This is a genomic window from Tardiphaga sp. 20_F10_N6_6, from assembly GCF_052076045.1.
In the GTDB taxonomy this organism is placed as follows: Bacteria; Pseudomonadota; Alphaproteobacteria; order Rhizobiales; family Xanthobacteraceae; genus Tardiphaga; species Tardiphaga robiniae.
The window spans coordinates 4985041-5003681 of record NZ_CP197239.1 but is presented as its reverse complement, the minus strand read 5'-3'; the positions used below and the strand labels follow the sequence as shown (position 1 = coordinate 5003681).

Here is an 18641-nt window from a genome sequence, read left to right as displayed (position 1 = left end):
CTGAGTGTAACCAGGGAACGTCGATGTTGCAGGGATTCTCCAAGACCATGATGACAGGCGCGGCGCTGCTGTGCCTGATCGGTGTCACCAACACTGCCAAGGCCGATACAGCGACCTGCCCAGCGACGATCCCGTTCGGATTGACCACGCCGCTGACTGGTAACCTTGCGTTGCTCGGCACCCAAGCCCGCAATGGCGCTGAATTCGCTGTCGACGAGATCAACGCCGCCGGCGGCATTTCCGGCAAGAAGATCGCACTCACCACCGAGGACACCGGCGCCTCGTCGACCGACGCTCTGAATGCGATGAATCGCATCATCGAGAGCAAGCCGCTGGTCATCATGTCGTCGATGATCTCGCCGCATGTGTTTGCACAGACCGAGAGCGTCAACAAATCCGAGACCCCGTTCATCGTCGGCGCCACCAACGCGAAAGTCACCGCGCAGGGCTCGAAGTGGCTGTTCCGCACCCACGCCCATGACGGCCAGCTCGCCGAGCTGATCCCAGAATATCTCGTGAAGTCACTGAAGAAGACCAAGCCCGGCATTCTCGTCGTTGCCGACGATTACGGCCTCGGCGCGTCGAAGGGCATTCAGGCGGCACTCGCCAAACTCAATGTCACGCCGGTCGCGACAGCCTCTTATGCCCCGTCCGACAAGGACATGAGCGCGCAGCTTCTGGAGATCAAGGACAAGGGCGCCGACAGCCTGATCCTGTTCGGTCGTCCCTCCGACATCACCCTGGTGCTGAAGCAGATGGGCGATCTCGGCATCAAGCTGACCACCATCGGCAATACCAGCATTGTCGCGCAGACCACCCTGAACAATCTGTCCGCAGCCGAAGCCGACGGCAACTACGCGATCGGGGGGATGATCCCCCAAACCTCGACCGATCCGAAAATTCTGGATTGGGCAAAGCGCGTGCAGGACAAATACAAAGTGCCGGCCGACAACTTCACCGTCTCCTATTACGACTCGGTCTTCATGCTGAAGTCGATCATTGAGAAAGTCGGCTGCGACAAGCCGGCGATCCGTGATGCCCTTGCCGCCACCAAGGACTTCAAGGGCATGCTGATCTCCTACCGGGCCGATGCCAATGGCGACCTCACCCATACGCTCGGCATCTATCGCAACAAGGGCAAGACCCCGGAATTCACCGGACCGATCAAAGAGAGCGGGTTCTAAAACTTCATGGGCCAGCTCGTCGTCAACGGCCTGGCGCTCGGGAGCATCTATGCTCTCGTGGCGCTGGGTCTGCTGCTGATTTTCAACACCGTTCAGATCGTCAATTTCGCGCAGGGACAGTTGTTGATGCTCGGTGCCTTTATCGGCATTTCGGGCGCGGTGACGCATGAACTGCCGATGGCGCTGGCCTGGGCCTCCACCATGCTGGCGATGGCGCTGATCGGCATCGTCTTCATGGTGCTGGTCTATTTCCCCTTGCGCGGGCGGCCACCATTCCTCGTGATCCTCACCACCATCGCGATGGGCATCGTGTTGGAGAACATCGCGCTGATCGTCTGGGGGCCGCTGCCGGTGTCGCTGCCCTCGCCGGTGCGCGGTCCGCCGCTGCGTTTTGCCGGCGTTGTCATCTCGATGCACCAGCTCTTCATCTTCTGTACGCTGGCCGTGATCCTGCTGCTGCAATATCTGATGCTCACCAGAACGCGCTTCGGCATCCTGATGCAGGCGACTGCGCAGGATCTGCACACCGCGCGGCTGGTCGGGATTCCCGTCAACCGCACCATCGCCGTCGCCTTTGCCTTTGGCGCGATCCTGTCGGGCATCGCCGGCCTGCTGGTGGCACCGATTTTCCTCGCCGAGCCGACCATGGGCGGAAGCCTGGGCCTCAAGGGTTTTGTCGTCAGCGTGATCGGCGGCTTTGGTAATCTGCCCGGCGCCGTGATCGGCGGCCTGTTTCTCGGCCTGATCGAGACCTTCGGCGCGCGCTACATCTCCTCAAACTTCCGCGATGCCTATGCCTTCATCGTGATGATCGCGGTGCTCGTGGCCTGGCCGCGCGGATTGTTCGGCGAGAAGAGCAGCGAGAAGGTATGACAGTGAAACGATGGCTTCCGCTCGCGCTTTGCGTCGCCGTTGCGCTGCTGATCCCGGCCGTGAGCCATGAAAACTATGTCATCCAGCTCCTCAACATTGCCATTCTCAACGCCATCGTCGTGCTCGGCTTGAACTTCGCCACCGGCTGGGTTGGCCAGATCAATTTCGGCCAGGCCGCATTTTACGGCCTCGGCGCCTATACGACGGGCATCGCCACCAAGGCCGGTTTGCCCTGGATTACGACGCCGTTCCTGTCGATGGTCATCGTGATGGCGGCAAGCCTCGTGCTCGGGCTGCCCACTTTACGGCTGCGCACCTACTATCTCGCAATGACGACGATCGGCTTCGGCGAGATTGTCCGGTTGATTATCGTCCATTGGGAACCGGTGACCGGCGGCACCTCGGGCTTGCGCACCATTCCGGGGATCAGCGTGTTCGGCATCGGCCCGCAAGGACAGGTTCAACATTATTATTTGCTCATCGCAGTGCTGGCGATTGCGGCCCTCGTCGCCGCGCGGATTCGGCAATCGTCGCTCGGCCGCGCCATGATCGCCACCAAGGATTCCGAGATCGCCGCCGAGCAGAGCGGCGTCGACACTACGCGTACCAAGCTGATCGCTTTTATGATCGGCGCGGTCTATGCCGGCCTCGCCGGTTGCCTCTACGCCTCCTCGATCCGCTTCATCAGCCCGGACAGCTTCTCCGGCACCCAGGCCATCCTGCTGATGACCATGCTTATCGTTGGCGGCATGGGCTCGATCCCCGGCTGCATCATCGGCGCGGTCGGCCTGACCATTTTGCCGGAGGCGCTGCGGTTTCTCGGGCAATGGTACCTCGTGCTCTACGGCCTCGGCGTCATTGCCGTCATCGTGCTGGCGCCCGGCGGCCTAGCCTCGCTCGCCTCACGGCTGCCACGCTGGGCAGGTGCGCGATGACGGATCAAGCGATCATCACCGCGCGCGGCGTGACGCGCCGTTTCGGCGGCCTTGTCGCGCTCGACGACGTCGATCTCGACGTCCCCAAGGGAATCGTGCAGGCGATCATCGGCCCCAACGGCTCGGGCAAGACCACGCTGCTGAATGCGCTGTCCGGCGCCTCACATGCCGATGCCGGTTCGATCCGCATCGACGGCAAGGAGATCTTCCGCCTCAGGCCCAACCGCATCGCGCGGCTCGGGCTGGCACGCACGTTCCAGAACATCCGGGTGTTCTCCAATCTCACCGTGCTGGAAAATGTGAAAGTCGCTGCAGCCTGCAACACGCCCATGTCGATGCTCAACATCATGCTGTCGAACGGCACGCAGCGACAACGCGAGGCTGAGATCGAGAGCACCTCGCGCGAAGCGCTGGAGATCGTCAGCCTCGCCGCACGCGCGGACGATCGCCCGACCCAGTTGCCCTATGCGCAGCAACGCCTGCTGGAAATCGCCCGCGCACTGGCATCGAAACCGAAGGTGCTGCTGCTGGACGAGCCCGCTGCCGGCATGAACATGACCGAGAGCATGACCCTGCTCGACACCATCGCGAAACTGAAGGGCAAGGGCATCACCATATTGCTGGTCGAACACAATGTACGACTAGTGATGGGGATCAGCGACCGCGTGGCCGTATTAGATTTTGGGAAGAAGATCGCTGAAGGCGCGCCAAGCGCGGTTCAGCAAAACCCATTGGTGATCGAGGCCTATCTCGGCAGGCGGCATCGCCATGCTTAAGATCGAGAACCTCCATGTCTCCTACGGCCACATCGAAGTACTGAAGGGCATCTCGTTCAGCGTCGAAATGGGCGAGATCGTCGCGCTGATTGGCGGCAACGGCGCCGGCAAAACGACAACCCTGAGCACCATCTCCGGCCTGCTGCGACCAACGTTCGGCTCGATTTCGTGGAAGGGCGAGGCCATCCACGGCACCGCTGTGGAAACCATCGTCGGCGCCGGCATCGCGCATTGCCCCGAAGGCCGCCGGATATTTCCGGGCCTCACCGTGCGCGAGAACCTGATCACGGGAACGGCGTCCCGCGCCTACAAGAAGGCCGAGGTCGAAGACGATCTGGCGCTGGTGTTCGAACTGTTTCCACGACTGAAGGAGCGCATCAAGCAAGGCGGCTGGTCGCTCTCCGGCGGCGAACAGCAGATGCTGGCGATCGGCCGCGCGCTGATGTCACGGCCGAGCCTTCTGATGCTGGATGAACCATCGCTGGGGCTCGCGCCCATCGTGATCGAGCAGGTGTTCGACAAGATCGTCGAGCTGAATAAACGCACTGGACTGGGCGTGTTGCTCGTCGAGCAGAATTCGGCGATGGCACTGGAAGTGGCTGCACGCGCTTTCGTACTGGAGACCGGATCGATCACGCTGTCGGGCCCGGCCTCGGTGCTGGCCGACGATCCGCGCATTCGCGAAGCGTATTTGGGCGGCTAGCACTTTTTCCTGCCTCTCCCCGCGCACAGCCGGGAGAGACAGCGCGCAGCGCTTACTGCTTCACATCTTTGAGCAGTGCGATATTGGCGGCGACTTCCTTTGCCACCAGCTCATCCATCGCTTTCGGCTCCATCGTGATCGTCTCGACGCCGATCTTCTTCAGCGCCGCCTGCATCTCAGGTTTGGCGAGTACCTTGACGCCGGCGTCGTGCATCTTGGCGACGATCTCGGGCGACGTCTTGGACGGCACGAACACACCGATCCAACTTTCGCTGACGCCGTCCTTGAGGCCGACCTCAGTCATCGATGGCACGTCGGGCAGTTCGGCAGAACGCTTCTCAGTGGAGACAACGAGCGCGCGGACCTGACCCTCACGGATCAGCGGCAGAGCCGTCGCCGCCGGGCAGAAGTAGAAATCGATGCGACCGCCGAGAATGTCGGCGATCACTTCAGGGCCGCCGCGATACGGCACGTGGGTCGCTTCGAACTTGCCGGCAATGCGAAATTTCTCGGCGCTTATATGCACAGCGCTGCCAATACCGACCGAGCCGAAATTGATCTGCGATCCCTTGGCCTTCGCATCCTTGAGGAAATCGTCCACAGTCTTCCAGGGCCGCTCCTTCGGAATGATCATGATTTGCGGGCTGGAGCCGATCATGATGACCGACGACAGGTCTTTCGACGTGTCATAGGGCAGGTTCGGAAAGATTGCCGGCGTGATCGCCAGCGCCGAGGAATGCGCCAGGATGCTGTAGCCATCCGGCTCCGCTTTCGCCACTGCATTGGTGCCGATCGAGCCGCCGCCGCCGACACGGTTCTCGACCACGATCGTCTGACCGAGCTCAGGACCAAGACGCTCGAAGAAGATTCGCGGCACCACGTCGGTGGCGCTGCCGGGGCCGAACGGGATGGTGGCCTTGATCAACCGGGTCGGCCAGTTGCTTTCGGCCTGCACCGCGACAGACGACAGCAGCACACCGGCGAAAACACACGACCACCGCATAAGCTTATTCATTACTTGCTCCAATAATACCATTCGACGGGAATGGCCGCCCAATGATCGGGCCAATCGGCGACAACGAAGCAAGTTTCGGACCGTTTGAAGCCTAAAACAACGCCCAAACGCACGGTGATCCAGCCCAGACAAAGGACAACGCCGGCCCCACCCGTGCTGGCGAGGCGGGCCAGTCCGCCTACTTGGCCGCGACCTCGCTTTTGAGCAGCACCTTGTTGTCGGCGATTTCCTTGACCAGCAGCGTATCCATCTCGGATGACTTCATCGGCATCGGCTCGACACCAATCTTCTTCAGCGAAGCCTGCATGTCAGCCGTGTTCAGCACCTTGGTGCCAGTCACATAGAGCTTCTCGACGATCTCCGGCGGCGTTTTCGATGGCACGAACACGCCGAACCAGATTGAGCTGTCAGCATCCTTGAGCCCGGCGTCGATCGGCGTCGGCACATCAGGCAGATCCCGCACGCGCGTCGGTGTCGAGACCACCAGCGCGCGGACCTGGCCTTCGCGAATCAACGGCAGCGCCGTGGCCAGCGGGCAGAAGTAGAAATCGATGCGACCGCCGATGATATCGGTAATCACCTCGGAGCCGCCGCGATAGGGGATATGCGTGGCCTCGAAACCGGCAGCGGCGCGGAATTTTTCCGAACTGATATGCACGGCGCTGCCAACGCCCACCGAGCCGTAATTGATCACAGTGCCCTTGGTCTTCGCGGAAGCCAGGAAATCCTGAATCGTTTTCCATGGCCGTTCGTTGGGCACGATCATCACATTGGCCGCATAGCCAATCATCAGCACCGAGGACAGCTCCTTGGTGGTATCGTAGTTGAGGTTGGGGAAGATCGCGGGCGCAATGGAGATGGCGTTGGTCTGCGACAGCAAGGTGTAGCCATCCGGATCACTCTTCGCGACCGCGCCCGTGCCCACTGAGCCGCCCGCACCCACGCGATTTTCAATCACGATCGGCTGCCCTAGCTCCGTGCTCAGTTTTTCGAAGAAAAGGCGCGGGACCACGTCACCCGCACTGCCGGCACCGAACGGATTGACCGCCTTGATCGGCTTCGTCGGCCAGTTGGTGTCGGCCAGCGCAGCGCCGGACATCAACACAGCGGCCAATACGCATGACAATCGCCAGGACTTGTTCATCGCTCGCTCCAGTTGCGCCATTCAATGGAATGGCAGCTCATGGAATAAAGCAAAAGCAAGAACCGGACCGGCGAGGGCCTAGAACGACGTCCCGGCCCGCGGCTTTTTCTCCGACACTTCCGGCTCGGTCGGTACCGGGCCGATACGCAGCGCGGTGATGCGGTTGCGCTCACGGCGCAGCACGCGGAAGCGGAAGTTGTAGAAGGTGAAGCTCTGCCCGCGCTCGGGGATGGAGCGCGCCTCGTGAATGACGAGACCGGCCACCGTGGTCGCTTCATCATCGGGAAGATGCCAGTCCATGGCGCGATTGAGGTCGCGGATCGGCACCGAACCATCGACCACCACCGAGCCATCGGCCTGCGCGCGCACGCCCGCGACGACCACGTCATGCTCGTCAGCGATGTCGCCGACGATTTCTTCCAGCACGTCTTCCAGTGTCACCATACCTTCGACTTCGCCATATTCGTCGACGACGAGCGCGAAGTGGGTCTTGCGACGGCGGAAGGCTTTCAACTGATCCGACAGCGGGCGCATTTCCGGAACGAACCACGGCGGCAGCGCGATGCTGGCAACATCGATCTTGGCGGTGTCGCCATCGACCGCGCGGATCGCGCGCAACAGGTCCTTGGCGTGCAGCACGCCGATGATGTTTTCCGGCTTCTCACGCCAGAGTGGAATGCGGGTGTATTCGGTGGCCAGCACTTCGCGCACCAGTTCTTCGGACGGCAGGTCCGCATTCAGCGTCACCATCGCCGTGCGATGGACCATGACATCGGACACCGCGAGATCGCCGAAGCGAAACACGTTCTGGATATACTCGGCCTCGCCCGATGCAATGCCGCCATGTTCGGCAGACTCACCGACAAGGCCCTCAATCTCAATGCCGGTGAGAATTTCATGCGGCGAGGCCTCCTGCACACCGAGCAGTGCCAGCGTGCCGCGTGACGCCGCGTTGAGCAGCCAGTTCAGCGGATAAAACAGGATGTAGGACGCATAAAGCGGATAGGCGATCCATTGCGACACCGGCTCCGGCTGCCGAATCGCCAGCGTCTTTGGCACCTGTTCGCCGATCACGATATGCAGCGAGGAGAAGACGAGGAAGCCAGTAATGAAGGACGTAAAGTGAAGCGCGGATTCCGACAGGCCGAGCGGATCGAGCACCGGTTTCAGCAGTGCGGCCACCGTGGGCTCACCAACCCAGCCGAGTCCCAGCGATGCCATGGTGATGCCGAGCTGGCAGCAGGCCAGATAGGCTTCGATATTGCCCATCATGTTCTGCAGCAGGCGCGCGCCGAAGCGGTTCTGCTCGACCATGCTCTTGATGCGGAAGCCTCGGCTTTTGACCAACGCAAACTCCGCCGCCACGTAAAACGCGTTGGCAGCGAGCAGGAAGATCGCGATCAGCAGATTGACGGTAATCGAATTCATGAAAGTCCTGCGACGGCGCCGGCTTTGGTAACTCCCAAACCGGACACGGTCAGTTCTATCCCGTCAGCTTCTGATGCAGAAAGGCGCGAACCGTCGCGGGATCAACATCGTTCGCGATGACAGCCCGGCCGACAGCTTCCAGCAAAATAAAGGTGAGCTTGCCGCGTTTCACCTTCTTGTCCTGCGCCATCAGCGCCATCAGCGTATCCGCGTCCGCGAGGCCTTCCTGCGCGAAGCCGGCAATGTCCTGCAGCTTCGTGGGTAGACCCACATCGGCAAGATGGTGCTGCACGCGGGTCGCATCGCTCTCCGCGATCATGCCGAGTTGCGCCGACAGTTGCGCAGCAAGCACCATGCCGACCGACACGCCCTCGCCATGAAACAGCCGCTCGGAGAAACCCGTCACCGCTTCCAGCGCGTGGCCGAAGGTGTGACCGAGATTGAGCAGTGCGCGTTCGCCATTCTCACGTTCGTCGCGCGACACGACGCCTGCCTTGGCACGGCACGAGGTAGCGATCGCATGTTCACGAGCGCTACCGCCGCGCATGATGTCGGCATGGTTGGCTTCGAGCCACGTGAAAAACGCGACATCGCCGAGCACGCCATATTTGGCGACTTCCGCATAGCCCGAACGAAACTGGCGCGGCGACAGCGTATCAAGGACCGCCGTGTCGGCCACAACAAGCACCGGCTGATGGAACGCGCCGAGCAGGTTCTTGCCTTGCGGCGAGTTGATTCCGGTCTTGCCGCCGACGGAGGAGTCGACCTGCGCCAGCAGCGAGGTCGGCACCTGCACGAAATCGACGCCGCGGCGCACGATCGCTGCAGCAAAGCCCGCGAGATCGCCGACGACGCCGCCGCCGAGCGCGATGACGAGATCGTTGCGCTCGATCTTCGCCGCGATCAGCGCCTCGGAGACTTTCTCGAGTCCGGCATAGCTCTTCGAGCCTTCGCCTTCCTCGACGACGATATGCGAGGTCGGAATATCAGCCGCCGCCAGCGAGGCTTCCGTTGCAGCGAGCCAATGCTTGGCAACGGTCCTATCGGTCACGATCGCTGTGCGCACGCCCGGCCGCAGTCTGGCGATCCGCGCACCAAGCGACGGCAGTACATTGCGGCCGATGACAATGTCATAGGCGCGCTCAGCCAACGCGACGTCCACGACGATCGGATCGGAATGTTTCAGCGGGGCGGTCATAGTTGAGAACTCAAGGGATCGCCTGTCGGTTCGGAGATGGCGGAAGCTGCATGCGGGCGGAACAGATGCTCATGCAGCGCGATGATGCCTTCCTCGACGATCTTCTCATGCGGCACGTCGCGCGAGTCGATCGTGATGTCGGTCTGCTCGTAGAACGGATGGCGCGCCTCGATCAGTCGCGCGATGGTGGCGGCGGGATCGGCGGTCTTCAGCAGCGGACGGTTTTCCCGACGCCGGACCCGGCGCAGGATCACATCCGCATCGGCTTTCAGCCACAGCGAGATCGCCTTGTCGCGGATCCTCTGGCGAGTATCCTCGCGCAAGAAGGCGCCCCCGCCGGTCGCCAACAGGATCGGTCCGCTGTCCAGCAGCCGGGCGATCACCCGCGCCTCACCGTCGCGGAAATGCGGTTCGCCGTGGACTTCAAAAATGTCCGGGATCGACATCCCGGCCGCCGCCTCGATCTCGTTGTCGGCGTCGACGAAAGGCAGCCGCAGCCGCGTCGCCATGCGCCGGCCGATGGTCGATTTGCCCGCCCCCATCATGCCCACCAGCACGACCGAGCGCTTTCCCAGCGCCGCGACGATGGCGGCCTCCTGGGGTGCGCTGGCAATCGCCGGCAAGATGGTCTCGGACATCAAAAACACCTGCAAAATCAGTGAGCGACAAGGGATCGCAGAGGTTTGCCGCATTCCGGTCACCTATACTACCCCCAGCGCCAGCGTTGCCAGCACCTCTTGCAGTCTGTATCCGGACAAGGTGACCGCCTCAGGCGGAACGAATCACCCCATTTCGCCGCCGAGTTCCCTGATCATGCCCAGCCTGTTCCGCTTTTTGACGGTCGTCGCGGTGATCGTCGGCGTGGTCTATGGCGTGATCTTCGCGCTGGCCAATTTCGTCAATCCGAAGCCACGGGACATGACGGTCACCATCCAGCCGGACAAGTTTCTCAAGAAATAGCTGCGCGCAGCAAGCGCATGAAGAGCTGCATATCCTCCGCGAATTTCGGATCGGCTCCCTCCGCGTGCTTGATGCCATCGATCGCGGCGACAATGACTCCCGCAACGTCGGCGGGTCTGGCTTGCAATGATCCGAGATTGATCATGCCCGCGGTCTCGGCATCGCTCAGCGCTTGCGCCAGCAGCGCGACCAGCCGGGCCCGCGCGGCGAGTGTGATATCCTTGGCCAGAGCCATGTTGACGTCGAACAGTTCAATGGCGTCGGCGCTGCCCGCGAAAGGGGCGATCAGTTCGCGCTGAAACACGGCCATCGCCGTCTCGATGCGGCCGAACACGTCACCATCGCCTGAGAGTACCGCCTCGACATCGCGCATGGTCCGCGCATGGGCGCGCGTCGAGCCCGCCCGAAACAGATCTTCCTTGCTGTTGAAGCTCAGATAGAGCGACGCCCGCGAAATTCCTGCCGCGCGCGCGATGTCGGCCATGGACGTCTTGCGAAAACCGTGGCGGACGAACAGCGGGAGTGCGGCATCCAGAATGTGATCGGTTTTGGCATCTAGTTCGCTCATTCAGACAGATTGACAGTTCGTGTCCAAAGCGTCAAAAGACAACTAGACAATAATAGTCCAATTGTCCAATTCACGCATTCCACATGGGACAGGAGCGAACATGCATTCGGGATCGGTCGACAATCGAGAGACCATTGTTCTTGTCACGGGCATCGGCGGCTTTCTGGGCGGACATATCGCCCGGCAGTTGCTGGCCAAGGGCTACGCTGTCCGCGGTAGCGTTCGTCGCATGAGCGACTGCGGCGGGATCGCGAAGCAGATCTGTGCGGCGCCAACCGACTCGCACTCGCTCAGTTTCGTCGAAGCCGACCTCTGCTCCGACATGGGATGGGATGCCGCCGTCACAGGCTGCAGCTATGTGATCCACACGGCATCGCCGTTTCCGGCAGGGCTTCCGAAGGATGAAAATGAACTGATCCAGCCCGCGCGGGACGGCGCGTTACGGGTACTACGTGCCGCGCACCGCGCAGGCGTGACGCGTGTTGTACTCACGTCCTCGATCGCGGCTACCAATCACGGGAGTGGCAAGGCGCCGTATACCGAAGACAACTGGACCGATCCGACGGGCAAGCGGGCAACGCCATACTATAAATCCAAGACGCTGGCCGAACGGGCGGCATGGGCCTTTGCTGCGGAAACCGGACTGGATCTCGCGGTCATCAATCCCGGCATCATTTTCGGGCCTCTCTTGGGTCCGAATTACGGCACGTCGATCGGGCTGGTTCGGCAGATGATGAGCGGCAAGCTCAAACGTGTGCCGCGCTTCGGCATCGCAGTGGTCGATGTCCGCGATGTGGCTGACGCGCATATCAGGGCAATGACCCATCCGGATGCGTCAGGCCAGCGCTTCATTGCCGCCGGGCAGTTTCTATGGATGCGCGACATGGCGGCCGTACTGGCGCAGTCATTTCCGAATTATGCCCCGGCTCTGCCCTCGGGCGAAGTACCTAACTGGATGATCAAGGCAATGGCGCCGTTCAGCGCACGGTCGCGCATGATCGTCCATGAACTCGACGTCGATCTGAGTGTCAGTGCCGCGAAGGCACAGCGAATGCTGGATTGGCAACCAAGGTCCGCCGACGAGGCCATTCGCGCCAGTGCACAAAGCCTGATCGACCACGGCCTGCTCGCAGCCTCCTGAATTCCCACAATGCACAACAACGGAACCAACCTATGACCTCATCCATCGTCGCCCCGAAAGAGCACCCGGACGCGGAAGATATCCGGGGCATCGAACGCGCGCGGCTTCGTGCGCTTGTGAGCGCCGACATGGCAGCGGCCGAGCCGCTGCACGCCGCAGACTTTCAGTTGATCACGCCGATCGGCGCGGCACTGTCAAAAGCCGAATATCTTGGTGCCGTTGCAGGTGGCCACATCAAGTACCTAACATGGACGCCCGGTGACATCGCCGTGCGGCTGTATGGCACGAGTGCCGTGATCCGATATCGCGCCCGCATTGAGGTGGTTTTCGGGGGCCACAAGGTCCCGCCAGGCGACTATTGGCACACCGATGCTTATGAAATGCGTGACCGGCAGTGGATGGTGGTCTGGTCGCAAGCCACATCGATCACACAGCTTGCCTGATCTTTGTGGATCTGCATTCGCTCCGGGTTGCTGTAGCCAGTGAAAACCGCTGCTGCAGCCCGGATCATGGGTTATGATGGCACATGACCACTTCCTCAGACGCCAAGCTCTCCAATCTGTTCCTCGACATGCTCGCCGCCGAACAAGGTGCTGGCGTCAATACACTGGACGCCTATCGCCGCGACCTCGAAGATTTCTCCGAATTTGCTGCCGGGGCGAAATCCAGTTTTGCCGGTGCCGACACCCAGTTGCTGCGCGACTACCTGGAAGACCTCGACGAGCGCGGCTTCAAATCGACCACCGTGGCGCGGCGGCTGTCCGCCATACGGCATCTGTTTCGCTTTCTGCTCAGCGAAAAAATCCGCACCGACGACCCGGCCGCCATCCTGTCCGGCCCGAAGCGGGGCCGTAGCCTGCCCAAAGTGCTGTCAATTGCCGATGTCGACCGCATGCTGGTGCAGGCGCGCACGCAAGCGCAGAATGCCGAAGCCTCTGCGCAACAGCGGCTGCGCGATGCCCGGCTCTATTGTCTGCTCGAAGTGCTTTACGCCACCGGGCTTCGCGTCTCCGAGCTGGTCTCGCTACCGCTCACCGCGGCGCGCCGCGATGCCCGCATGATCGTGGTGCGCGGCAAGGGCAACAAGGAGCGGCTGGTGCCGCTCAACGAAACTGCCAAACAGGCGATGGCCGAATATCTCGCCGCGATGGCCGAGTTGCAGAAGTCTCAACCAAAAAAGAGTGCCGCCTCGAAGTGGCTGTTTCCGTCTTTTGGCGAGAGCGGCCATCTCACCCGACAGCATTTCGCGCGCGACCTGAAAGAACTCGCGGCTGCATCCGGCATCGCGCCGCGGCTGGTGTCGCCACACGTGCTGCGTCACGCCTTCGCCAGCCATCTGCTGCATAACGGCGCCGATCTTCGCATCGTGCAGACGCTGCTCGGCCATACCGATATTTCGACCACACAGATCTACACCCATGTGGTGGAAGAGCGGCTCAAGAGCCTGGTCCGCGACCTGCATCCGCTCGCGGAAAAATAGCGCTCAACGCGAGTGCGGCTCGGCCTCGCCAAGATGATCCGTCTCATCGTCGCGCCGCATCCCGGAGGTCGGCACCAGCACCGGCTGCAGTGCCGGAATCAGCCGCGTGCGTTCGCGCTTGGCGGGGATCGCGCGATAGACCTGTTTGGTGGCCTCGACGATATGCACGCCGGCAAACGGCATCGACAGCGCCGCACCGATTCGCTCCCAGGCCATTGCCGAGCGCAGAAACCAGCCCATGCCCACCGGCGGCATGAACAGCGCCTCACTCCACGCCGTCGGCGTAAACCAGGTCTGTCGTAGCAACTGCGTGATTTGCGAGCGCGAATAGGGGCGGCCGTGACCGAACGGCGTCGAGTCGGTACGGGTCCAGACGCCCCGGCGATTCGGAATCACCGCCATCAACCGGCCAGACGGCGCAAGCACGCGCCAAACCTCGCGGAGCAGACCTTCGGGATCGTCGGACATTTCCAGGGCGTGCACCAGGATGATGCGATCGACGGCGGCATCCGGCAGCGGCAGCGAGAATTCGTCGACCAGCGTGGCCAGCGCGGGCTTTGCCGTCGGCCATTTCAGCACCCCCTGCGCCGCCGGCATGAAGGCGATGCACCGTTCGGAATTCTCCCGGAAAAGACCGAGATACGGTGTGGGGTACCCCAGACCGAGCACGCGCTGACCCTCCGCGTCGGGCCAATGCGCCTGAATACCGCGATTGATCAACCGCCGCGCCACGATACCGAGGCGACGCGAATAGAAATCCCGGAGATCGATCACATCGATGGTCATGATGACTTTCTAACACGTTGCGGCCGCCCACGATCCCCCGAATCGCGCATTGCCGAGGCAGCGTTAACGCCAGATATCCAGGCCATCGCGGGCGGTGAGTTGCACCAATTGACAAGGCCGGCCCGGCTGCGGCCTAGTCGAAGAAACAGGCGCCGGGACGTCGTTGCAGGAGAGACAAAAATGCTGTCACGCCGAGGTCAAACGATCACAAGGACGGCGGCGACGGCCGCGAGTCTGGCCGTGGCAGCACTCGCGCCATTCTCCGCCGAGGCCAATCCGGCGACGGTCGATTACATCTGCACCCCCGCACTGCCGGGCGGCAACAAGATCTCCGTCGATTACAATTCCGGCGGCAAGTCGATCACCCTGTTCTATCCCAATAGCGAAATGCTGCGCATGCCTATCCAGCGATCAGGCTCAGGCTTCCGCTATGGTGAGGGCAATGTCGAGATTTCCGGCAAGGGCCAGACCACCATCACGCTGCAGGTTGCCGGCCTGCCCGCACGCCAATGTGTGACACCGCGCTGACCGTCATGCATCGCCCATATTCATCCCATCAATTTGCCGCACGTATGTGCGAGCGCATCACGACGTGATCCAACGGAGTTACCATGGCTGCTGAAATTCGCGTGTTCCCCTGCCTATCCGACAATTTCGGCTACCTGATTCATGATCCGCAGAGCCTGAAGACCGCCGCGATCGACGCGCCGGAGGCCGGCCCGATCATGAAGGTGCTGCAGCGCGAAGGCTGGAAGCTCACGGATATTCTGGTGACGCATCACCATGCCGACCATGTCGGCGGCATCGCCGAGCTGAAGAAGACCTATGGCTGCAAGGTCACAGCGCCGCACGATCAGGGCACGGCAATTCCTGAAGTCGACCTCCGCGTCGCCGAAGGCGATACCGTGCAGGTCGGCGCGCTCACCGCCCGGGTGTTCGAGACCCCCGGCCATACGCTCGACCATATCTGCTACGTGTTCGACAGCGAGCTGGCGCTGTTCTCGGCCGACACGCTGTTTTCGGGCGGCTGCGGGCGGGTGTTCGAAGGCACCTATCCGATGATGTGGCAATCGCTGAAGAAGCTGCGCACACTGCCCGACGACTACCGGGTCTACTGCGGCCACGAATACACCGCGGCCAACATGAAGTTCTGCCTCGGCATCGACGCCAACAACGAAGCGCTGAAGAATCGCGCCGAAGAGGTGGCGCAGCTGCGCGCCGTCGGCAAGCCGACTATCCCCGTTCTGCTCGGGCTTGAGAAGAAGACCAACGTGTTTCTGCGCGCCGACGATCCGGCCATCGCCGCCGCGGTCCGCCTCAAGGGATTCAGCGAGGACGACGTTTTCGGCGAACTCCGTGAACGCAAGAACAAGTCCTGATGACAGGCAAGACGCCAACTGCAGCCGAGATCATCGCAACGCTCGGCCTGCAGCCGCATCCCGAAGGCGGCCACTACCGCGAGACGTTTCGCGACAGTCGCGTAGATGCCGGCGGGCGGGCGGCTTCGACGGCGATCTACTTCCTGCTGGCATCAGGCGAACGCTCGCACTGGCATCGCATCGATGCCGTCGAGATCTGGCACTATCATGCGGGCGCTCCGCTTGCGCTGGAAATCGCCAGCGACGCCGGCCAGCGCACGATCACGCTCGGGCCGGACGTCGCCGCTGGACAAGAGCCGCAAGGCATTGTCCCACCGCATGCCTGGCAGGCCGCCTCCACCACTGGCGACTGGACACTGGTCGGCTGCACGGTGGCACCGGGTTTCGATTTCGCGACGTTTGAGTTGGCCCCGAAGGGCTGGAAGCCTGACTAGCCCGGCTTCCAGATCATATCCTTGGCTGCGATCAATGCTGCCGCGGAAGCAATATTCGCGCTCGCCTGCGCGAAGCCGGCCAGAATCAGGAGCGTCGTTGATAGCAGCGGCGTCGCATAGGAGGTGGCACCGAGCACGATGATCGCCGCCCATACCAGCGGACTCGATGGCCATACGGCGTCCTCCGTAAAGCGATGTACGGCGACGGCCAGAAATGCGGCGGTGGCGCATGTCGCACATCCTTCGAGACGCCCGCAAGGGCGGGCTCCTAGGATGAGGTCAGCGGAAACCGCGTCCGCTCAGGCGTGATATTGCCCGCCGTTGATGGTCATCGTCGACCCAGTCACGAAGCCGGACTCTTCGGCCGCCAGGAACACGACGGCGCGCGCGATTTCCTCGGGCTCGCCGAGGCGATTGACCGGGATCTGCGGCAGGATGTTCTTCTCGAGCACGTCCTTCGGCACCGCCTGCACCATTTCGGTGTTGATGTAGCCGGGGCAGATCACATTCACCGTGATACCAAGCTTGGCATTCTCCAGCGCCAGCGCCTTGGTGAAGCCGATGTCGCCAGCTTTGGCCGCGGAATAGTTGACCTGACCGAACTGCCCCTTCTGCCCGTTGATCGATGAAATGTTGATGACACGTCCGAACTTGCGCGAGCGCATGCCTTCGATCACCTGACGCGTGACATTGAACAGCGAGCCGAGATTGGTGTTGACCACCTTGTTCCACTGATCGGGCGTCATTTTGTGGAACGCGCCGTCCATCGTGATGCCGGCATTGTTGACCAGCACATCGACCGGTCCGAGTTCGGCCTCGACCTTCTTCACACCCTCGGCGCTGGCCTCGAAGGAACTGACGTCCCATTTGAAAACGGGAATGCCGGTCTCGCTTTTGAATTTCTCGGCGGCGGCATCGTTGCCGGCATAGCTTGCCGCGACGCTGTATCCCGCAATTTTCAAAGCCTTGCTGATCGCAGCGCCAATCCCTCGTGTTCCACCGGTCACCAATGCTACGCGCGCCATGATCGATCCCTCCACCAATCTCTTTTGTAGTTATAGCTTCGAATTAATCTCGCGATACGCTGAACATCAAGCAGAATTGGACCATCAAGCGAAAATGCCCGACGCAAAGCGCCGGGCATTTTGTTGTAGCAGTGTGTGCAGTGCACGCGCGAGCCGATGTTTTCGGCACGCGACGCGTAAGGATTAGTCGCGTGCGATGCACATCGCGATGCCCATGCCGCCGCCGATGCACAGCGTGGCAAGGCCTTTCTTCGCGTCGCGCTTTTCCATCTCGTGCAACAGCGTGACGAGAACACGCGCACCGGATGCACCCACCGGATGACCGATCGCGATCGCGCCACCGTTGACGTTAACCTTCGACGTATCCCAGCCGAGATCCTTGTTCACGGCGCAAGCCTGCGCAGCAAAAGCTTCATTGGCTTCGATCAGGTCGAGATCGTTAATGGTCCAGCCGGCCTTCTTCAGCGCGGCGCGCGACGCCGGGATCGGGCCAGTGCCCATGATCTTCGGATCGACGCCGGCCTGGCCCCACGACACGATGCGGGCAAGCGGCTTGAGGCCTTCCTTGGCGGCCTGCTTGGCGGTCATCAGCACCACGGCAGCAGCGCCGTCATTGATGCCGGATGCCGAGCCCGCAGTGACGGTACCGTCCTTCTCGAAGGCCGGGCGCAGCTTGGCCATGGCTTCGATAGTGGCGCCGTGGCGCGGATATTCGTCATCGCTGACGATGACGTCGCCCTTGCGGCCCTTGATTGTGACCGGAACGATCTCGTCCTTGAACTTGCCGGCCTTCTGCGCAGCTTCCGCTTTCTGCTGCGATGCAACAGCGAACTCGTCCTGCTGCTGGCGCGTGATCTGGTACTGCTTAGCCACGTTCTCGGCGGTGTTACCCATGTGATAGCCGTTGAAGGCATCCCACAGACCGTCCTTGATCATGGTGTCGACGAATTCCACCGGACCCATCTTCACGCCGCCGCGCAGATATTGCGCATGCGGGGCCATGCTCATGGATTCCTGACCGCCGGCAACGACGATTTCCGAATCACCATTGAGCAGCGCCTGATAGCCCAGCGCGACCGTGCGCAGGCCGGAACCGCACAGCATGTTGACGCCCCAAGCCGAGGTTTCCACCGGCAGGCCGGCAGCAATCGAGGCCTGACGCGCGGGGTTCTGGCCCTGCGCAGCAGTGAGGATCTGTCCCATGATGACTTCGGAGACACGGGCCGGATCGATCTTGCCGCGCTCAAGCGCCGCCTTGATGGCAATGGCGCCGAGATCATGCGCCGGCATGGTCGCGAAAGCGCCGTTGAAGCTGCCGACGGGTGTGCGGGCAGCGCTGACGATGACGACATCGTCTGACATGGACATCTCCTGTGTTGAGGTTTTTTCGACGGTCAGAGCCAGGATGGCGGGGGCCGCGTTGCAAACTATCCTGTTAACTGAGGGTTGGACTGTCAATTGGTCAGAAGCCAAATTACGGCCGCAACGCACGCAAAATGGCACGGATGTCGCTTTGCATAGCACAAGACTGCTGCCATTTTAACCGTGACGCACAAAACGGTAGCCGAGCCCCTTTGAAAGTGCTTACTTTATTGCATTGCGTTGTTCGACA

General features: G+C 61.8%; 21 protein-coding genes and 1 pseudogene. 12 read left to right on the top strand and 10 right to left on the bottom strand.

The features are described 5' to 3' along the window. The first annotated feature begins 23 nt into the window (after window positions 1-23). From AB7813_RS23950 to AB7813_RS23930, 5 genes are read left to right on the top strand one after another with little or no spacing between them, the layout of a single operon-like run. Window positions 24-1184 carry an ABC transporter substrate-binding protein gene (locus AB7813_RS23950; RefSeq protein ID WP_441228556.1) on the top strand — a complete coding sequence of 387 codons (1161 nt, stop codon included), beginning with the start codon at window positions 24-26 and terminating at the stop codon, window positions 1182-1184. A gap of 6 nt (window positions 1185-1190) precedes the next feature. Further along, window positions 1191-2057 (top strand): branched-chain amino acid ABC transporter permease, encoded by an 867-nt coding sequence (locus AB7813_RS23945; RefSeq protein WP_068732997.1) that lies wholly within the window; start codon window positions 1191-1193, stop codon window positions 2055-2057. Continuing rightward, the gene (locus AB7813_RS23940; protein WP_441228555.1) at window positions 2054-2992 is read left to right on the top strand and encodes a branched-chain amino acid ABC transporter permease; all 939 of its coding nucleotides are present in this window, start codon (window positions 2054-2056) and stop codon (window positions 2990-2992) included. Before AB7813_RS23945 ends, AB7813_RS23940 begins: the two co-directional genes overlap by 4 nt. Then, on the top strand, window positions 2989-3768 hold the full coding sequence (locus AB7813_RS23935; protein ID WP_120288321.1) for an ABC transporter ATP-binding protein: 780 nt from the start codon (window positions 2989-2991) through the stop codon (window positions 3766-3768). The genes AB7813_RS23940 and AB7813_RS23935 overlap by 4 nt, the downstream gene beginning before the upstream one ends. Further along, window positions 3761-4471 carry an ABC transporter ATP-binding protein gene (locus AB7813_RS23930; RefSeq protein WP_120288320.1) on the top strand — a complete coding sequence of 237 codons (711 nt, stop codon included), beginning with the start codon at window positions 3761-3763 and terminating at the stop codon, window positions 4469-4471. Before AB7813_RS23935 ends, AB7813_RS23930 begins: the two co-directional genes overlap by 8 nt. A 52-nt stretch (window positions 4472-4523) precedes the next feature. Here the strand turns inward: AB7813_RS23930 and AB7813_RS23925 are convergent, their stop codons facing one another. The 5 genes from AB7813_RS23925 to AB7813_RS23905 all read right to left on the bottom strand — a co-directional run bounded on the left by AB7813_RS23925 (window position 4524) and on the right by AB7813_RS23905 (window position 9894). Continuing rightward, on the bottom strand, window positions 4524-5486 hold the full coding sequence (locus AB7813_RS23925) for a Bug family tripartite tricarboxylate transporter substrate binding protein (RefSeq protein WP_441228554.1): 963 nt from the start codon (window positions 5484-5486) through the stop codon (window positions 4524-4526). A gap of 178 nt (window positions 5487-5664) precedes the next feature. Then, window positions 5665-6630, bottom strand: a complete 966-nt coding sequence (locus tag AB7813_RS23920; protein ID WP_441228553.1) for a Bug family tripartite tricarboxylate transporter substrate binding protein — start codon at window positions 6628-6630, stop codon at window positions 5665-5667. Between the two features lie 78 nt (window positions 6631-6708). Further along, window positions 6709-8058, bottom strand: a complete 1350-nt coding sequence (locus AB7813_RS23915; protein WP_441228552.1) for a hemolysin family protein — start codon at window positions 8056-8058, stop codon at window positions 6709-6711. A 55-nt stretch (window positions 8059-8113) separates the two neighbouring features. After that, a complete protein-coding gene (aroB, locus tag AB7813_RS23910) occupies window positions 8114-9256 on the bottom strand; it encodes a 3-dehydroquinate synthase (RefSeq protein ID WP_441228551.1) in 1143 nt (380 codons plus the stop codon). Next, window positions 9253-9894 (bottom strand): shikimate kinase, encoded by a 642-nt coding sequence (locus AB7813_RS23905; RefSeq protein WP_068732982.1) that lies wholly within the window; start codon window positions 9892-9894, stop codon window positions 9253-9255. The genes aroB and AB7813_RS23905 overlap by 4 nt, the downstream gene beginning before the upstream one ends. Window positions 9895-10069: 175 nt before the next feature. Between AB7813_RS23905 and AB7813_RS23900 the strand changes: the two genes are divergently transcribed. Further along, entirely contained in the window at window positions 10070-10216 is a 147-nt protein-coding gene (locus AB7813_RS23900; RefSeq protein ID WP_089262632.1) for a histidine kinase, read from the top strand. Here AB7813_RS23900 and AB7813_RS23895 read toward each other — a convergent pair. Further along, window positions 10206-10784, bottom strand: coding sequence for a helix-turn-helix domain-containing protein (locus AB7813_RS23895; RefSeq protein WP_441228550.1), 579 nt, complete (start codon window positions 10782-10784; stop codon window positions 10206-10208). The two genes, AB7813_RS23900 and AB7813_RS23895, sit on opposite strands and share 11 nt — an antisense overlap. 100 nt (window positions 10785-10884) lie before the next feature. Here AB7813_RS23895 and AB7813_RS23890 point away from each other — a divergent pair, with 100 nt between their 5' ends. The 3 genes from AB7813_RS23890 to xerD all read left to right on the top strand — a co-directional run bounded on the left by AB7813_RS23890 (window position 10885) and on the right by xerD (window position 13405). After that, complete coding sequence (locus tag AB7813_RS23890; RefSeq protein WP_441228549.1) at window positions 10885-11925, top strand: SDR family oxidoreductase; 1041 nt, start codon at window positions 10885-10887, stop codon at window positions 11923-11925. Between the two features lie 32 nt (window positions 11926-11957). Further along, window positions 11958-12368 (top strand): nuclear transport factor 2 family protein, encoded by a 411-nt coding sequence (locus AB7813_RS23885; RefSeq protein WP_441228548.1) that lies wholly within the window; start codon window positions 11958-11960, stop codon window positions 12366-12368. An 83-nt stretch (window positions 12369-12451) separates the two neighbouring features. After that, the gene (gene xerD, locus AB7813_RS23880; RefSeq protein WP_149530157.1) at window positions 12452-13405 is read left to right on the top strand and encodes a site-specific tyrosine recombinase XerD; all 954 of its coding nucleotides are present in this window, start codon (window positions 12452-12454) and stop codon (window positions 13403-13405) included. A 3-nt stretch (window positions 13406-13408) separates the two neighbouring features. Here xerD and AB7813_RS23875 read toward each other — a convergent pair whose 3' ends face one another. Then, entirely contained in the window at window positions 13409-14191 is a 783-nt protein-coding gene (locus AB7813_RS23875) for a class I SAM-dependent methyltransferase (protein ID WP_089262642.1), read from the bottom strand. A gap of 180 nt (window positions 14192-14371) precedes the next feature. Between AB7813_RS23875 and AB7813_RS23870 the strand changes: the two genes are divergently transcribed. The 3 genes from AB7813_RS23870 (at window position 14372) to AB7813_RS23860 (ending at window position 16004) form a co-directional block, all read left to right on the top strand. Next, window positions 14372-14719 (top strand): MliC family protein, encoded by a 348-nt coding sequence (locus AB7813_RS23870; protein ID WP_441228547.1) that lies wholly within the window; start codon window positions 14372-14374, stop codon window positions 14717-14719. A gap of 83 nt (window positions 14720-14802) precedes the next feature. After that, window positions 14803-15570 carry a hydroxyacylglutathione hydrolase gene (gene gloB / locus AB7813_RS23865; RefSeq protein ID WP_441228546.1) on the top strand — a complete coding sequence of 256 codons (768 nt, stop codon included), beginning with the start codon at window positions 14803-14805 and terminating at the stop codon, window positions 15568-15570. Further along, entirely contained in the window at window positions 15570-16004 is a 435-nt protein-coding gene (locus AB7813_RS23860; protein ID WP_441228545.1) for a cupin domain-containing protein, read from the top strand. Before gloB ends, AB7813_RS23860 begins: the two co-directional genes overlap by 1 nt. Here AB7813_RS23860 and AB7813_RS23855 read toward each other — a convergent pair. The 3 genes and pseudogenes from AB7813_RS23855 to AB7813_RS23845 all read right to left on the bottom strand — a co-directional run. After that, a pseudogene (locus tag AB7813_RS23855) lies at window positions 16001-16234 on the bottom strand (EamA family transporter); the annotation flags it as partial. The gene AB7813_RS23860 and the pseudogene AB7813_RS23855 overlap by 4 nt on opposite strands. A 69-nt stretch (window positions 16235-16303) precedes the next feature. After that, window positions 16304-17029, bottom strand: a complete 726-nt coding sequence (gene phbB / locus AB7813_RS23850) for an acetoacetyl-CoA reductase (RefSeq protein ID WP_175368635.1) — start codon at window positions 17027-17029, stop codon at window positions 16304-16306. A 183-nt stretch (window positions 17030-17212) separates the two neighbouring features. After that, entirely contained in the window at window positions 17213-18391 is a 1179-nt protein-coding gene (locus AB7813_RS23845) for an acetyl-CoA C-acetyltransferase (protein ID WP_089262650.1), read from the bottom strand. Window positions 18392-18641: the final 250 nt, after the last annotated feature.

Excerpts from the sequence above, each read along its gene's own strand:
- AB7813_RS23950 (WP_441228556.1), top strand. The coding sequence starts at position 24 with ATGTTGCAGGGATTCTCCAAGACCATGATGACAGGCGCGGCGCTGCTG.
- AB7813_RS23945 (WP_068732997.1), top strand. The coding sequence starts at position 1,191 with ATGGGCCAGCTCGTCGTCAACGGCCTGGCGCTCGGGAGCATCTATGCT.
- AB7813_RS23940 (WP_441228555.1), top strand. The coding sequence starts at position 2,054 with ATGACAGTGAAACGATGGCTTCCGCTCGCGCTTTGCGTCGCCGTTGCG.
- AB7813_RS23935 (WP_120288321.1), top strand. The coding sequence starts at position 2,989 with ATGACGGATCAAGCGATCATCACCGCGCGCGGCGTGACGCGCCGTTTC.
- AB7813_RS23930 (WP_120288320.1), top strand. The coding sequence starts at position 3,761 with ATGCTTAAGATCGAGAACCTCCATGTCTCCTACGGCCACATCGAAGTA.
- AB7813_RS23925 (WP_441228554.1), bottom strand. The coding sequence starts at position 5,486 with ATGAATAAGCTTATGCGGTGGTCGTGTGTTTTCGCCGGTGTGCTGCTG.
- AB7813_RS23920 (WP_441228553.1), bottom strand. The coding sequence starts at position 6,630 with ATGAACAAGTCCTGGCGATTGTCATGCGTATTGGCCGCTGTGTTGATG.
- AB7813_RS23915 (WP_441228552.1), bottom strand. The coding sequence starts at position 8,058 with ATGAATTCGATTACCGTCAATCTGCTGATCGCGATCTTCCTGCTCGCT.
- aroB (WP_441228551.1), bottom strand. The coding sequence starts at position 9,256 with ATGACCGCCCCGCTGAAACATTCCGATCCGATCGTCGTGGACGTCGCG.
- AB7813_RS23905 (WP_068732982.1), bottom strand. The coding sequence starts at position 9,894 with ATGTCCGAGACCATCTTGCCGGCGATTGCCAGCGCACCCCAGGAGGCC.
- AB7813_RS23900 (WP_089262632.1), top strand. The coding sequence starts at position 10,070 with ATGCCCAGCCTGTTCCGCTTTTTGACGGTCGTCGCGGTGATCGTCGGC.
- AB7813_RS23895 (WP_441228550.1), bottom strand. The coding sequence starts at position 10,784 with ATGAGCGAACTAGATGCCAAAACCGATCACATTCTGGATGCCGCACTC.
- AB7813_RS23890 (WP_441228549.1), top strand. The coding sequence starts at position 10,885 with ATGCATTCGGGATCGGTCGACAATCGAGAGACCATTGTTCTTGTCACG.
- AB7813_RS23885 (WP_441228548.1), top strand. The coding sequence starts at position 11,958 with ATGACCTCATCCATCGTCGCCCCGAAAGAGCACCCGGACGCGGAAGAT.
- xerD (WP_149530157.1), top strand. The coding sequence starts at position 12,452 with ATGACCACTTCCTCAGACGCCAAGCTCTCCAATCTGTTCCTCGACATG.
- AB7813_RS23875 (WP_089262642.1), bottom strand. The coding sequence starts at position 14,191 with ATGACCATCGATGTGATCGATCTCCGGGATTTCTATTCGCGTCGCCTC.
- AB7813_RS23870 (WP_441228547.1), top strand. The coding sequence starts at position 14,372 with ATGCTGTCACGCCGAGGTCAAACGATCACAAGGACGGCGGCGACGGCC.
- gloB (WP_441228546.1), top strand. The coding sequence starts at position 14,803 with ATGGCTGCTGAAATTCGCGTGTTCCCCTGCCTATCCGACAATTTCGGC.
- AB7813_RS23860 (WP_441228545.1), top strand. The coding sequence starts at position 15,570 with ATGACAGGCAAGACGCCAACTGCAGCCGAGATCATCGCAACGCTCGGC.
- phbB (WP_175368635.1), bottom strand. The coding sequence starts at position 17,029 with ATGGCGCGCGTAGCATTGGTGACCGGTGGAACACGAGGGATTGGCGCT.
- AB7813_RS23845 (WP_089262650.1), bottom strand. The coding sequence starts at position 18,391 with ATGTCAGACGATGTCGTCATCGTCAGCGCTGCCCGCACACCCGTCGGC.